This window comes from Flavobacterium agricola (genome assembly GCF_025919725.1).
GTDB classification, from domain to species: Bacteria; Bacteroidota; Bacteroidia; order Flavobacteriales; family Flavobacteriaceae; genus Flavobacterium; species Flavobacterium agricola.
The window spans coordinates 361882-375782 of record NZ_CP081495.1; the positions used below are offsets into that span (position 1 = coordinate 361882).

Consider the following 13901-nt stretch of genomic DNA (forward strand, 5'->3'; position numbering starts at 1 on the left):
AATTTAGTTATTTAAATAAAAATCAACTGCTTTTCTGACCGAGTTGTTTTGTAATAATAATTCTTTTGCTTTTACGTAATCAACAGGAATTTGTTCCATTATCATTCGTACGCCGCGATCAATAAGTTTATCATTACTTAACTGCATATCAACCATTTTATTTCCTTTTACCTTACCTAATTGTATCATGGTAGCGGTAGAAATCATGTTTAATACCAGTTTTTGTGCTGTTCCGGCTTTCATTCTAGAACTGCCGGTTACAAACTCAGGCCCAACAATAACTTCAATAGGGTACTTTGCTGTTTGTGAAATTGGGGAATTTCGGTTACATGTTATGCTTGCTGTTGTTATTTGGTTTTGGTTGCATTTTTCTAGCCCACCCAAAACATATGGGGTGGTTCCAGAGGCAGCAATACCAAGTACAACATCTAAAGTTGTAATATTATGTTTATTTAAATCTAGCCAAGCTTGGTTTAAATCGTCTTCAGCAAATTCAACAGCTTTTCTAATAGCGGTATCACCACCTGCAATAAGACCAATAACTAAATCTGAAGAAACACCAAAGGTTGGCGGGCATTCTGAGGCATCTACAACTCCTAATCTTCCAGAAGTTCCGGCGCCAATGTAAAATAATCTACCGCCTGCTTTAAGTTGTTTAACAACAATTTCTATTACCTTTTTAATTTCAGGAATAGCTTTTGAAACAGCAACAGGAACAAATTGATCTTCTTGATTAATAGCTTCAAGTAAATCCTGCAGTTCCATGTTTTCTAAATTATCATATTTAGAATCGGATTCGGTAGTTTTTGTAAATCCTTTCATGTTTCTCTTAAATTATTACTAAGTTATAAATTATACTGTTTTTTAATATTAATTTTTACATAAAACTAGCTAAAAGAATTCCTAAAATTATAGAAACCAATTTGGTTAAATTAAATTTATGATCTTCATTACTTTCAAAAATAATGGTTGCCGAAATATGAAATAAAATACCAATAACCACAGCGGTGATTTCTTTGGTATAATCCAATAAGAAGGTTGAATTAGACCAAATTATGGTTCCAAGCGGTGTCATTAAAGCAAAAATAAGCATGTAAATAAATATTTTTGATTTTGAAAGCTGTGCTTGAGCAAAAAATGAAGCTAAAATAATGGCAATAGGTAAGTGATGAATGGCTATTCCTAAAGCCAAATCATGATGTTTTGCTACCGGCATGCCTTCAAGCAAGGCATGTAAGCATAAGCTAATAAATAACGAATACGGAATGTTTTTATCATGTACATGCACGTGCCCGTGTTCGGCTCCTTTCGAAAAAAATTCTAAAACAATTTGTAGTAAAATACCTAACATAATATACAGCCCCAATGTATTGTGCGTATGATTATGTCCGTGGTCATGGTCGTGTTCGTGAGCATGATGTACCAGCTGATCTGCAGTTGGTGTAAAAATTTCTGGAAGTAAATGACAAACCGTTAACGTTAACAAAAAGGCACCGCTAAAAGCAAGTAAAAATTTTAATTTTTTATTTTCAGTTGGTTTTATAAACAACGAAATAAAATAACCAATAATGACAGATGCAAATGGTAAAAAAATATACATGGGCTTATTTAAAAATCATAATTAAACGCGGTGAGCTAGCCGGAGAAAACTTGTTTAGTTTGTAATCTCCAAAAACATCAAGCAAGTAAATGCCTGCCTGATCCATTAAATCTTGAAAATCGTCCAAAGTTAATGCAGAAACTTTTTCTGTAAAAAAGTAAGATTCGTTTTGGTCGGTAAATCTAATTTCTTTAAAAATATGTTTGTCTTTGTAATATCTTTTAATATCAAATGTAATTCCGTCAACCACTTTAGTTTCTTCAGCTACTAAATTCGGTATTACAAAATCAACATTCATAAAATCCATCACTGCAAATCCAAACTCATTTAAACTGTTTTTTATTGCAGTTAAGGTTTTTAAATTATCTTCTGCATCGTTAAAGTAACCAAAACTGGTAAATAAATTAAAAATAGCATCGTATTTTTCTTCAAAAGGTTCACGCATGTCGTGAATTTTAAATTGTAAGGTGCTGTTTTCAAACTTTGATGCAGCTTCGATGCTATTGCTGGATAAATCGGCACCGGTAACATCATACCCCAGTTGATTCAGATAAATAGAATGGCGGCCTTTGCCACAAGCCAAGTCTAAAACTTTAGCTTGTTCGGGTAAATTTAAATATTGGGTAATATTGTCCATAAAAAGTTGTGCTTCTTTATGGTCACGATCTTTATATAAAATATGGTAGTACGGCGTGTCAAACCACGAAGCAAACCAATTCGATTCTACTTTTTGCATATATTGTATTTTAACCAACAAATTTAATGTATTTTTGCATACTCTAATGGATTTAATCAGTCAATTATAGCATCTATTTATAAGTAAAAAATTACAAATCCCTAACGGAAAGGATATGGAAAATTTTAAAATGATTGCGAAAACTTTTTTTGGTTTTGAAGAAATTTTAGCAAAAGAATTGGCACAATTAGGTGCACAACGTGTAGAACAAGGTACACGTATGGTAAGTTTTTATGGAGATAAAGGATTTATGTACAAAGCTAATTTAGCTTTACGTACGGCCTTAAAAATTTTAAAACCCATAAAAATATTTAAAGTTTACGACGAAAAAAGTTTATACCAAGGCATTCAGGCTATAGACTGGTCTGAATATATTAACGAGAATCAAACCTTTGTGGTTGATGTTACTATGTATTCTGAAGTTTTTAATAACTCACAATTTGTAGCTTTAAAAGCAAAAGATGCGATTGTGGATCAGTTTCGTGAAAACACAGGTAAACGTCCAAGCATTGATAAAGATTTTCCGGACCTAAAAATAAATGTACATATTGACCGAGATACATGTTCGGTTGCTTTAGATAGCTCGGGCGAATCTTTACACCACCGTGGCTATCGTACGGCAACAAATATGGCTCCGATTAACGAAGTTTTAGCAGCTGGTATTTTATTGCTTACTGGTTGGGACGGAAAAGGTGATTTTATGGATCCGATGTGCGGTTCTGGAACCATTTTGGTTGAAGCAGCTATGATTGCTTGCAACATTCCGGCAAACGTAAACCGAAAAGAATTTGCTTTTGAACGCTGGAACGATTGGGATAATGAATTGTTTAATAAAATTTTAGATTCGTTATTAAACAAAACCCGTGAATATCATTATAAAATGATTGGTTTCGATAAGGCACCTTCGGCGGTAGCAAAAGCAAAAGATAACATTGCTAATGCGAACTTAAGTGAATATATTGAAGTTTTTAATCAAGATTTTTTTGAAAGCGAAAAAGAAACAGACGGCCCGTTGCATATGGTTTTTAATCCACCTTACGGCGAGCGTTTAGATATTCAGTTAGAACGTTTTTATCGTGAAATTGGCGATACGTTAAAACAGCATTATGCCAATACAAACGCTTGGTTTATTACCGGAAATTTAGAAGCGCTTAAGTTTGTTGGTTTAAAACCATCACGAAAAATTAAATTATTTAATGGTAAATTAGAAACCCGTTTGGTTAAGTACGAAATGTACGCCGGAAGCAAACGTGCCAAATTTCAGCAATAAATTAAATTTTTTATATTATGAATAAAAAAACAAAAGCTTTAGTTTATCAATTTATTAGTTTCGCAGTTATATTTATTATTTTGCGTTATTTAATTGAAAACTACACCGCGGTTACTGGTTTCTGGATTCCTGCCATTGCTGCCGTTGCAAGTACTATTTTGGCTCCTCAGTTTAAGGCTTTACAAACGCCTAACGGATTGAAGTTGTTTGTAAATTGGATTTTTTTTAAAACTCCAAAAGAAATAAAATAAAACAAAAGCGTTTGAATTTTCAAACGCTTTTTTTAATACAATTTGTTATTTTTATTTATAAAAACAATTCGTTTTAATGAGATTATTACTTTTGTTATAAGAAAAAAGAATTTTTTTTTCTTAAATTAATAGAAATAACTTCGATTTTTCACACAATATCTTTATTTATTTTTTTGCGCTTCGCACTTTGCCTTTATTCCTTAATTTTTTTAATTTCTTCAAAATATTCTTCTTCTTTTCTAATTATTTTGTAAAGTAAAATTCTCACAAATAAATGAATATTGTGTAATAAAAAACTTATAATTTAATTTGTTTCATTGTTTTTTTTGTTAAAATATATATGATTTTTTCATAATTTTTCAGTTAATGGTTAATAACAACGAAACTGTTTTTAAAAATATCATTGATGAAAAAGAAATTATTACAATTTGCATTGCTTATAACCTCGTTAAGTTTTGCACAGCAAGCTACCACAAATGAGCTTGAAAAAGCATCAATTGGCTTTAATTTTGGTGGTACAAATAACGGAACTGGTTATAATTTAAATATTCAGCGGGAACTTAATGACAAAGATTGGGGAATTCGAGTAGATTTTAACTATTTAGCTAAACAAACCAACTTAAGCATTATTAACAATAATGTTTCTCAAAAAAATAGAGTGCGCGACCAAATTTATATGGTAGGAGCAGCTGTAAATTATTCTTTTAAAAATGTGATTTCTGATCCTTTTTATTTTTATGCTTACTTAGGAGGGCACTACTCAAATCAAATATTTAATTACAACAAAATGGTTGATTGCGATTGTTACAAAAAGCCAAATCCCGATCATTTTGGTTTTTACGGTGGGGTAGAATTGCAGTATCGTTTTTCTAACCGATTCAGTTTAGTTGCCATGTACCAATTACAACAAAACTTCAATTCGGACATTGAAAAATGGCAATATTTAGCTGGTGGTGGATTAAAGTATAATTTTTAATTTAAAAAGATCATGAATAAACTTAAATATATATTTTTTGTATTAACCACATTATTTATTGTGAGTTGTAATGATGACGAAGGTTATGTATATTCTAATTTATACGATGTAGTTTTCGAAAATCAAACGGTAGATGCTGAAGTTGGAGAAACAATAACCATTCCGTTTGATATTACAAAAAAATCTGGCGCTGATGATTTTTTTGAAATTACCATTGGAGAAACGGCAGATTTTAATGATTTTAAAGTAAATGCTATGCCATTTGTTGCCAACCAATATGTTAAAATAAATGGATTTGATGGCGCAAATACACTAAGCTTTACTGCATTAACAGCAGGAACTTATAAAGTACCGGTTAAAATTAGATTTTGTGGTGTGGTAACTCCGTATCTTTTAGATGTTGTTGTTAAGGATGACGGATCAAATCCACCTGTTCCACCCGCACCTTTAAGATTATTTGCTGATGGAGTAGAAGCTCTACCAAAAAATACGTCAACCCCATTGCTTATTACTACCCGTTTTAATAAAGATGCAAATGCTGCATATTTAAAAATACCAACACTACGTTTAGAAGATGAAAATGAAAATACAACTTGGCAGTTGCATTTAGTTTCAGATTTAGATATTATTGATAAAATAACGTACCGTGGTACAGATTATTTACCAAATGCGTTTTTTGATTTTGATCCTGCTTTTGCTGACGAGCTTTTTATTTATACTAAACAAAATGCTAATTACGGGCCAGAAACCTTTACAATTAAAGCAACTAATAATTTAGGTGCAGAAAGTAATGTAGTAACTTTTGACTTTTTATATTATGCAAATGTTACATTTGACGCAACTAGTCCGTTAGTTAATGGTACATATACAAATCCCGGAGAATATTTTAATATAGCATCTAGTGAAATAACAAATACTGGTGGTGCCCAAGTTTTTTTGCATGAATTACAACAAATAAAAGATTTAACTTTCTTTGGTAATGGAGCAAAGGTTAAGAAAGTAGAAATGTTTTTTAATTTTTATTATTTAGATACCAAAATGGTTTATCCATATGATCCTAATATTCCTGCTTTGCCAGATGAAAATACTTTGGAGCATTTATATGTAGATAATTTTTCTGACTTTGAATATAAAGTTGAAAGTTCATCGGTTTTGCCTCTTAATCAATTAATTTATTATAGACCTGTTTCTGGTCGCGTAATTAATTTAAGATCTACTATTCAATTTATTGTTGAAAATGAATTTGGGGAAATCGCTGATTTTAACTATGCTCACGGAGTTGATGTTGATGGATTACCATATAATTTTGATCTATAAAATATAATTTTAAAATAAAAAAACTCGGACCAAAGGTCCGAGTTTTTTTATTTTTTATATAAAGGAATTAAATAACTAATAGTATAATTAAAACCTACGCCTACATTGCCGCTATATTTTTTGTTATAGCCCGGTATGTATAAGTTTTCAAAATTATCAATTTTTGTATCGCTAACTAAAAAGTTTAATTGAGCCGAAAAACCTAAATATAAATTGTTTAAAACTTCTGCTTTAACACCAGCAACAAATTCAACCCAAGTTGCATTTAAGCCTTTAAATTCCTGACCAGGAAATGTAATCGATTCAAAATAATGATTGGTATCTCTAATTGTGTACGATTCTAAATTTTGCTTAAACGTTGAGTAAGCTAAACGCCCACCAACATAAATCATATTATTCATATCCAACCAATTTTTATAAACATTGTAATCAATACCAAGTTTAATAAATTCACCCGATGTGGTGTAAGTTAACGGATCGGTTTGGTTGTATTTATCTTCCATGCCCAATTCGGCAGCAACATATAAATTCGTATTAATACGGTAATCACCAGTAACAGCAAAACCTTTGTATTTTTCTTCGTATAAATTTTTTGCTAATCGGTTTAAATCTACTCCTAAACGCAAACCATAAGGTTTGGCATAACGCATGGTTTTAGGATCGGTATTTGCATCATTTTCTTGCGCAAAGCTGCCTAAAGTTGTACCAAGTAAAAATAAACTAAAACAGTACTTTAATATGTATTTCATTTGGGTTTACAATGTTAGGATTTATAACTTCTATGGCACTGATCCAGTTGTGCGTGGTGGTTACGCCATCAGTCGGATTTAAAATAAAATTAGCTTTGTAACCACAAGCTTTAGAAACATATTGCTGTTCTACCTCGTAATTAAATGTAACTACATCCGCAATATCATCTGTAGCATTATCATTATTACCATTTAAAACCAAGTTCCAAGTTGTGGTATTGGCATTAACCATTAAAGGTAAAACCAATTTGTTACCTTCTGCAGCAATGGCAATATCTTTACCAGAAACGTAGGCCAATAATTGGTTTGGATTTTTAGCTTTTGTAGGATCGTTTTTATCAAAAAACTCTAAAACAACGGCTTGCGTTGTCGGATCTTCTTCTGCACAAATATCATCTTTTTCGCAGCTCCAAAATAACAAGCAGCTGGTAAGCAGTACAAAATATTTTAAAATGTTTTTCATTTTTAGATTTTAACAAGATTCAAAAATACTAAACATTGCACGAATATTAAATTTTTTAAGATGAATTAACCATGCAATTTAGAAATAAAAAAAATCATCAATAAAACTTGCGCTTTACTAATGATTTTTAATGTATAATGGGTTAGATTATTTCTTTTCTAATAAAACAACGTTTTCTACGTGATGCGTTTGCGGAAACATATCTACCGGTCGAACGCGAATTACTTTGTACATTTCGTCCATTAAAGCCAAATCACGAGCTTGCGTTGCCGAGTTACAACTTACATAAACTACACGTTTTGGCGCAATTTTTAAAATTTGTTCTACCACATCTTTGTGCATACCATCGCGTGGCGGATCGGTAATAATAATATCTGGTTGTCCGTGTTGTGCAATAAATTCGTCGTTAAACACATTTTTCATATCACCAACAAAAAAATCACAGTTGGTAATGTTGTTGCGTTCGGCATTAATTTTGGCATCAGCAATTGCTTCTGGCACAGCTTCAACTCCAATAACTTTTTTAGCTTTTTTAGCAACGAATTGAGCAATGGTCCCGGTTCCGGTATATAAATCGTAAACCAATTCTTCTCCGGTTAAGCCAGCAAAATCACGTGTTATTTTATATAATTCGTACGCTTGTTCTGGATTGGTTTGGTAAAAAGATTTGGCGTTGATGCTAAACTTTAAACCTTCCATTTCTTCAATAATATGATCGCGGCCGTGGTAGCAAATAACTTCCTGATCGTAAATGGTATCGTTTGCTTTGCCGTTAATTAAATATTGTAACGAGGTAACATTCGGGAATTTTTCTAACAAAAAGTTTAATAATAATTCGCGTTTTGCTACATCTTCTTTAAAGAATTGAATTACAATCATTAATTCGCCGGTTGATGCGGTACGAATCATTAACGTACGTAAAAAACCAGATTGTTCGCGTGGGTTAAAAAACTCCATATTATTTGCGGTAGCAAATTCACGAATAGCATTTCGAATTTCGTTAGATGGATCTGGTTGTAAAAAACATTTTTTAATGTCTAAAATTTTATCCCACATTTTTGGAATGTGAAAACCTAAACCATTTTCGCGCACCAATTCGGCATCCGATTTTATTTCGTCATCGGTTAACCAACGAGCATTAGAAAACGAAAATTCCATTTTATTGCGGTAAAAAAACTGCTCTTTAGAACCTAATATTGGTTCAAATTCAGGCAATTCAATTTTACCAATGCGTTTTAAGTTGTTGTAAACTTCTTGGTTTTTGTAAAACAATTGTTTGTCGTAGTTCATGTTTTGCCATTTACAACCACCACAAGCACCAAAATGTTCACAAATTGGTTCTATTCTATCTTCAGATAATTTATGAAAAGCAATGGCTTTACCTTCATAATAAGCTTTACGTTTTTTAAATGTTTGAATGTCGATAACATCACCCGGAACAACGTTCGGAATAAATATTACCTTGCCATCTGGAGCTTTCGCAACAGAAACACCTTTTGCACCCGCATCTAGGACTTCTACGTTTTCGAATACGATTTTGTCAGTTTTTTTTCTCATGCAGCAAAAGTAATAATGTTTCGCAATAATTCATACTGCAATTGTAATTTAGAATCTTTACAAAGTTTTTTAAAAAGATGTTTTTTTCTGACTATTTTTTGTACTTTAGTCTTGTCCGAGTTTCGAAAATAATAACGGAAAGGACTAATTATTAAACAAATAAATAACTAAAATTTTAAAATTTATGACTACAACTAAATTAACTTCAACCGAAGCTATAGGTTTAGAAGACCGTTACGGAGCGCATAATTACCATCCGCTACCTGTGGTTTTAGCAAAAGGAGAAGGAGTTTATGTGTGGGATGTTGAAGGAAAAAAATACTATGATTTTTTATCATCATATTCGGCGGTTAACCAAGGACACTGCCATCCTGCAATTGTTAAAGCGTTAACTGATCAAGCTAAAACTTTAGCACTAACTTCGCGTGCTTTTTACAACGATAAATTAGGATTGTTTGAAGAGAAAATTACCAAGCTTTTTGGTTTTGATAAAATTTTACCAATGAACACCGGGGCTGAAGCTGTTGAAACGGCTATTAAATTAGCTAGAAAATGGGCTTACGAGGTAAAAGGTACACCAGAAAACGAAGCGGTAATTGTGGTTTGTGACAACAATTTTCACGGACGTACAACAACCATTATTTCTTTTTCTAACGATGTAAATGCACGCCGTAGCTACGGACCATATACTGAAGGATTTGTTCGCATTCCGTACAACGATTTAGATGCGTTAAAAGAAGTTTTAACAAATAAAAATGTTGCCGGATTTTTAGTAGAACCTATTCAGGGTGAAGCTGGTGTTTTTGTTCCAGACGAAGGATATTTAGCAAAAGCAAAAGCGCTTTGTGAAGCGAATAATACCTTATTTATTGCTGATGAAGTACAAACCGGAATTGCTAGAACCGGTAAAATGTTAGCTGTTAATCATGAAAATGTACAGCCAGATATTTTAATTTTAGGTAAAGCACTTTCTGGCGGTATGTACCCAGTTTCTGCAGTTTTAGCAAACGATAGCATTATGCATGTTATTAAGCCAGGACAACACGGATCTACCTTTGGAGGTAACCCAATTGCTGCAGCTGTTGCTATGGCAGCTTTAGATGTTGTTTTAGACGAAAAATTAGCAGACAATGCAGAAGCAATGGGACAAATTTTACGTGACGAATTAAATAAATACATTGCAACCTCTAACATATGTACTTTAGTACGTGGTAAAGGTTTGTTAAATGCGATTTTAATTAACGATACCGAAGATTCAGATACTGCTTGGAATATTTGCTTGCGTTTACGTGACAAAGGTTTATTAGCTAAACCAACGCACGGCAACATTATTCGTTTTGCACCGCCATTAGTAATGACAAAAGAACAAATTTTAGATTGTGCTCGTATTATAACTGAAACGTTAGCAGAATTTGAAAGATAAAATAAAAAAGCTCGATTTTAAATCGAGCTTTTTTATTTTAATATCCTTTTAAATCAATTGGATCTGTGGGTTGTAACGCAATTCTGATTTTTGCTTTTTTCTGAATTATTTTAAAATGATGTTCATCTTCTGGCGTAATTAAGCTTATTGCTGTTCCTAACTTACCTGCACGTCCGGTACGGCCAATACGGTGCACATAATCTAAAGGCGAACGTGGTAATTCGTAATTAATAACCACAGGTAAATCTTCAATATCAATTCCGCGTGCAATTAAATCAGTGGCAACTAAAACATCAACCAATCCATCTTTAAAATCTAACAAAGCATTGTTACGCCCGCCTTGCGATTTTTTACCGTGAATAGCAGCAGCTTTAATACCATTTTTATTTAATTTTTCGACCAAATTATCTGCAGTTCTTGATGCCGAAACAAAAACTAAAACTTGTGTGTAGTTTTTAGATTTGATTAAATAGCGTAAAAACGGGCCTTTAATTTCTGGGCTTACTGCATAAGCGCTTTGCTCAATTTGCGCTTCGCCTAATTCGGTTTCGCTTGCTTCAATTTCAATAACTTCCGGATCAATAACCAAACGCGTTTTCATTTCAGAAACTTTGTCGTTTAAGGTTGCCGAAAACAATAGGTTTTGTCTTTTTTTAGGCAGCTTTTCAATAATGCGGTTCATTTCTTCATCAAAACCCATCTGAAACATTTTATCTGCTTCATCTACACCAAAAATAGCAACTTCGCTTAAGCTTAATGCGTTATGATCTAACAAATCTAACAAACGCCCCGGGGTAGCAATTAAAACTTCAACCCCAATCATATCTTTCATTTGTGGGTTTATAGAAATACCTCCGTAAACGGCCATGGTTTTAATTTTTCGGTCTAAATTTTTATTTAAATCTGAAAAAACATCTTGAATTTGAATGGCTAATTCTCGGGTTGGTACTAAAAGTAATACCGCAATATTTCGGTTTCTTACCGTATTTGTTTTTTGTAATTTCTCTAAAATAGGTAAGGCAAAACTTGCTGTTTTTCCTGAACCCGTGCGCGCAATTCCCATAACATCTTTGCCCGATAATATTACCGGAATGGCTTGTTCTTGAATAGGAAATGGGCTTTTATAACCTGCTTGGGTTGCGTTGGAAATTAAGTTTGCTGACAAACCTAAATCGTGAAATGATTTCATTAAAAATAACTATAAATTAATTTACAAAAGTACTTTAAAAATAAGTAGGAAGCACTTTTTTATTTTTTTTTACTTGATTTTAAACCTAAAAAAAGCGTTTAGAACCTTCTAAACGCTTTTTTATGTTATAATTCGAAATATTTATTTAATAATTTGCTTTCTCCAGCAATCCATAACTCATCGTTTTTACGTAAAACAACATCAGATTCTGGATTTAATATTCTGCAATCTGGTCGGTCAATACAAATAACCAAACCTTTGGTTAATTCACGTAAGTTTGAATCACGAATAGATTTATCTATAAAATCAGGATTATACAACGTGTATTTTTGTAAAACTAAATTGTTGTATTCTTCACTCGCTTCTGTTTCATGTTCTTTTAAAAATTGCGTGAACTCAATAACTTGTTCGTCGGTACCAACAATGCTAATTTCATCACCCGGAAAAATACGTTGATCTTTACTCGGAATGTAAATAACTACATCGCCACGTTTAATTTGTACAACGTTTACGCCAATTTTTTCTCTAAACTTAAGTTCTTCTAAGGTTTTACCCACCAAATCTAAATGATTTGAAATGGTAAAGTTGGTTAAATGCCCATCGTAAAAATCTAACTTAATGTTTTGCATTTCTGCATCTTTGTTTGACTGAATTTCGCGGTCGTTAAAGTTAGATAAAAAGTGACTTTCTAAACGTAAATATTGGTTTACGATACGTTTTCTGAATATTGAGACCAAAACAAAAACAGCAAATAAAGCCAATAAAGAAACCAAAGGTGAAAAGAAAATGTTTAGTAAAAATACTAAAAACATGATTACGATTGAAATACGGAATAATCGGGTAATAAAAATAGGTGCCGAATATTTTTTTTCTTTCGATAACGATTCAATCATTTTTTCATTAAACGGTCTGAATCCAATGGCATAACAAAAAGGCATAACCAATACCAAAGTTATTAATCCAGAAATAACGTTTCCGAATTTGTTATCGGCCACCATTGGGCTTAAATAAAACTCAGAAAATAAAATTATCGCAATAATAATTACTGAGTTTAGTAATATTTGCGTGATGTTATTTTTTACAAATTGTTGCCAATTGCTAGTAACTTTAATACTTTGCGAGTTATAGCTATAATTTTCGATAGCTAACTTTAGTTTTGTAGGTAAAATGGCTTCGAGTTTTATATATGCTTTTTCTGATGATTTAATCATAAAAGGCGTTGTAAAAGTTGTTACTGCCGAAACAGCTACTACGATTGGATATAAAAATTCACTGGTTACGCCTAAGGTCATACCTAAGGTTGCAATAATGAATGAGAATTCTCCAATTTGAGCCAAACTCATCCCTGCTTGAACAGATTGTTTTAAAGGTTGTCCTGATAATAAAGCACCTAATCCAGTAAAAAAAGTTTTACCAAAAATAGTAACAATGGTAATAATTAATACCGGAACAGCATATTCTACTAACGTCCCTGGATTGATTAACATACCAACCGACACAAAGAAAACGGCTCCAAATAAATCTTTTACCGGTTTAATTAAATGCTCAATTTTTTCTGCATAGGTTGTTTCTGCAATAATAGAACCCATAATAAAGGCACCCAAAGCAGGAGAAAAACCAGCTTTTGTAGCTAAAATTACCATGCCTAAACACAGTGCAAGCGCTACAATTAGTAAGGTTTCGTCGGTTAATAAATCTTTTGTTTTCTTCAGTAAGGTTGGAATAATGAAAATACCACCTAAAAACCACAGAATTAAAAAGAACACCAATTTAATGGCTGATATTAACAAATCGGTACCTGAAAAATTTTGCGATACAGCAATGGTAGATAATAAAACCATTAATAAAATGGCAACAATATCTTCAATAATCAGAGCTCCAAAAACAATGCTAACAAACTTTTTACCTTTTACATCTTGCTCTTCAAAAGCACGTAAAATAATAGTTGTACTGGACATGGAAAGAATGGCTCCTAAAAATAAGCTATTCATGGTACTCCAACCTAAGGCAATACCACAAATGTAACCTATAAAAATCATGGCTACAATTTGCACTACGGCGGTTATGCTGGAGGCGCCTCCAACTTTCATTAGCTTTTTAAAACTAAACTCGAGTCCTAAACTAAAAAGTAAAATAATAACCCCAATTTCTGCCCAAACATTAATGCTGTCGCTTTCAGAAACGGTAGGGAATAAATCAAAATGATTACCGGCTAAAAAACCTGCAACTAAATATCCCAGTACCAACGGCTGTTTTAATTTTTTAAATATTAAAACGGAAACCCCTGCTGTCATTAAAATTAAACCTAAATCGGCTATTAAAGGGTATAAATGTTGCGTATTGGCGGATAATGTTGCTGTAATCATATAG

General features: G+C 32.4%; 13 protein-coding genes. 5 read left to right on the forward strand and 8 right to left on the reverse strand.

All coding sequences use genetic code 11. The features are described from left to right. Positions 1 to 3: 3 nt before the first annotated feature. Genes murQ through K5I29_RS01805 form a run of 3 tightly spaced genes read right to left on the reverse strand, consistent with a single transcriptional unit; the run spans position 4 to position 2336 of the window. A complete protein-coding gene (murQ, locus tag K5I29_RS01795; protein ID WP_264434155.1) occupies positions 4 to 822 on the reverse strand; it encodes an N-acetylmuramic acid 6-phosphate etherase in 819 nt (272 codons plus the stop codon). Between the two features lie 55 nt (positions 823 to 877). Next, positions 878 to 1600: a ZIP family metal transporter gene (locus tag K5I29_RS01800; RefSeq protein WP_264434156.1), complete on the reverse strand. Its 723-nt coding sequence runs from the start codon at positions 1598 to 1600 to the stop codon at positions 878 to 880. 4 nt (positions 1601 to 1604) lie between these two features. Next, a complete protein-coding gene (locus K5I29_RS01805) occupies positions 1605 to 2336 on the reverse strand; it encodes a class I SAM-dependent methyltransferase (RefSeq protein ID WP_264434157.1) in 732 nt (243 codons plus the stop codon). 115 nt (positions 2337 to 2451) lie between these two features. On the opposite strand from K5I29_RS01805, the gene K5I29_RS01810 reads away from it, so the two are divergent. The 4 genes from K5I29_RS01810 (at position 2452) to K5I29_RS01825 (ending at position 6150) form a co-directional block, all read left to right on the forward strand. Then, positions 2452 to 3606: a THUMP domain-containing class I SAM-dependent RNA methyltransferase gene (locus tag K5I29_RS01810; protein WP_264434158.1), complete on the forward strand. Its 1155-nt coding sequence runs from the start codon at positions 2452 to 2454 to the stop codon at positions 3604 to 3606. Between the two features lie 17 nt (positions 3607 to 3623). Continuing rightward, positions 3624 to 3857 carry a hypothetical protein gene (locus K5I29_RS01815; protein ID WP_264434159.1) on the forward strand — a complete coding sequence of 78 codons (234 nt, stop codon included), beginning with the start codon at positions 3624 to 3626 and terminating at the stop codon, positions 3855 to 3857. A gap of 406 nt (positions 3858 to 4263) precedes the next feature. Further along, entirely contained in the window at positions 4264 to 4833 is a 570-nt protein-coding gene (locus K5I29_RS01820) for a porin family protein (RefSeq protein WP_264434160.1), read from the forward strand. Positions 4834 to 4845: 12 nt separating this feature from the next. Further along, positions 4846 to 6150 (forward strand): hypothetical protein, encoded by a 1305-nt coding sequence (locus tag K5I29_RS01825; RefSeq protein WP_264434161.1) that lies wholly within the window; start codon positions 4846 to 4848, stop codon positions 6148 to 6150. A 47-nt stretch (positions 6151 to 6197) separates the two neighbouring features. Here K5I29_RS01825 and K5I29_RS01830 read toward each other — a convergent pair whose 3' ends face one another. The 3 genes from K5I29_RS01830 to rlmD form a co-directional block, all read right to left on the reverse strand. After that, positions 6198 to 6899: a DUF6048 family protein gene (locus K5I29_RS01830; protein ID WP_264434162.1), complete on the reverse strand. Its 702-nt coding sequence runs from the start codon at positions 6897 to 6899 to the stop codon at positions 6198 to 6200. Then, complete coding sequence (locus K5I29_RS01835; protein ID WP_264434163.1) at positions 6871 to 7362, reverse strand: DUF6452 family protein; 492 nt, start codon at positions 7360 to 7362, stop codon at positions 6871 to 6873. The genes K5I29_RS01830 and K5I29_RS01835 overlap by 29 nt, the downstream gene beginning before the upstream one ends. 147 nt (positions 7363 to 7509) lie before the next feature. Beyond that, entirely contained in the window at positions 7510 to 8919 is a 1410-nt protein-coding gene (gene rlmD / locus K5I29_RS01840) for a 23S rRNA (uracil(1939)-C(5))-methyltransferase RlmD (RefSeq protein WP_264434164.1), read from the reverse strand. Positions 8920 to 9103: 184 nt separating this feature from the next. On the opposite strand from rlmD, the gene rocD reads away from it, so the two are divergent. Further along, complete coding sequence (rocD, locus tag K5I29_RS01845) at positions 9104 to 10342, forward strand: ornithine--oxo-acid transaminase (RefSeq protein ID WP_264434165.1); 1239 nt, start codon at positions 9104 to 9106, stop codon at positions 10340 to 10342. Positions 10343 to 10379: 37 nt separating this feature from the next. On the opposite strand, the gene K5I29_RS01850 is transcribed toward rocD, so the two are convergent. Next, positions 10380 to 11531 carry a DEAD/DEAH box helicase gene (locus K5I29_RS01850; RefSeq protein WP_264434166.1) on the reverse strand — a complete coding sequence of 384 codons (1152 nt, stop codon included), beginning with the start codon at positions 11529 to 11531 and terminating at the stop codon, positions 10380 to 10382. A 125-nt stretch (positions 11532 to 11656) separates the two neighbouring features. Continuing rightward, positions 11657 to 13897, reverse strand: a complete 2241-nt coding sequence (locus K5I29_RS01855; RefSeq protein WP_264434167.1) for a cation:proton antiporter — start codon at positions 13895 to 13897, stop codon at positions 11657 to 11659. Positions 13898 to 13901: the final 4 nt, after the last annotated feature.

What these genes read in the sequence shown, in the direction of transcription:
- K5I29_RS01835 (WP_264434163.1), bottom strand. Translation starts at nt 7,362, where the DNA reads ATGAAAAACATTTTAAAATATTTTGTACTGCTTACCAGCTGCTTGTTA.
- K5I29_RS01855 (WP_264434167.1), bottom strand. Translation starts at nt 13,897, where the DNA reads ATGATTACAGCAACATTATCCGCCAATACGCAACATTTATACCCTTTA.
- rlmD (WP_264434164.1), bottom strand. Translation starts at nt 8,919, where the DNA reads ATGAGAAAAAAAACTGACAAAATCGTATTCGAAAACGTAGAAGTCCTA.
- K5I29_RS01825 (WP_264434161.1), top strand. Translation starts at nt 4,846, where the DNA reads ATGAATAAACTTAAATATATATTTTTTGTATTAACCACATTATTTATT.
- K5I29_RS01810 (WP_264434158.1), top strand. Translation starts at nt 2,452, where the DNA reads ATGGAAAATTTTAAAATGATTGCGAAAACTTTTTTTGGTTTTGAAGAA.
- murQ (WP_264434155.1), bottom strand. Translation starts at nt 822, where the DNA reads ATGAAAGGATTTACAAAAACTACCGAATCCGATTCTAAATATGATAAT.
- K5I29_RS01830 (WP_264434162.1), bottom strand. Translation starts at nt 6,899, where the DNA reads ATGAAATACATATTAAAGTACTGTTTTAGTTTATTTTTACTTGGTACA.
- K5I29_RS01820 (WP_264434160.1), top strand. Translation starts at nt 4,264, where the DNA reads ATGAAAAAGAAATTATTACAATTTGCATTGCTTATAACCTCGTTAAGT.
- K5I29_RS01850 (WP_264434166.1), bottom strand. Translation starts at nt 11,531, where the DNA reads ATGAAATCATTTCACGATTTAGGTTTGTCAGCAAACTTAATTTCCAAC.
- K5I29_RS01800 (WP_264434156.1), bottom strand. Translation starts at nt 1,600, where the DNA reads ATGTATATTTTTTTACCATTTGCATCTGTCATTATTGGTTATTTTATT.
- rocD (WP_264434165.1), top strand. Translation starts at nt 9,104, where the DNA reads ATGACTACAACTAAATTAACTTCAACCGAAGCTATAGGTTTAGAAGAC.
- K5I29_RS01805 (WP_264434157.1), bottom strand. Translation starts at nt 2,336, where the DNA reads ATGCAAAAAGTAGAATCGAATTGGTTTGCTTCGTGGTTTGACACGCCG.
- K5I29_RS01815 (WP_264434159.1), top strand. Translation starts at nt 3,624, where the DNA reads ATGAATAAAAAAACAAAAGCTTTAGTTTATCAATTTATTAGTTTCGCA.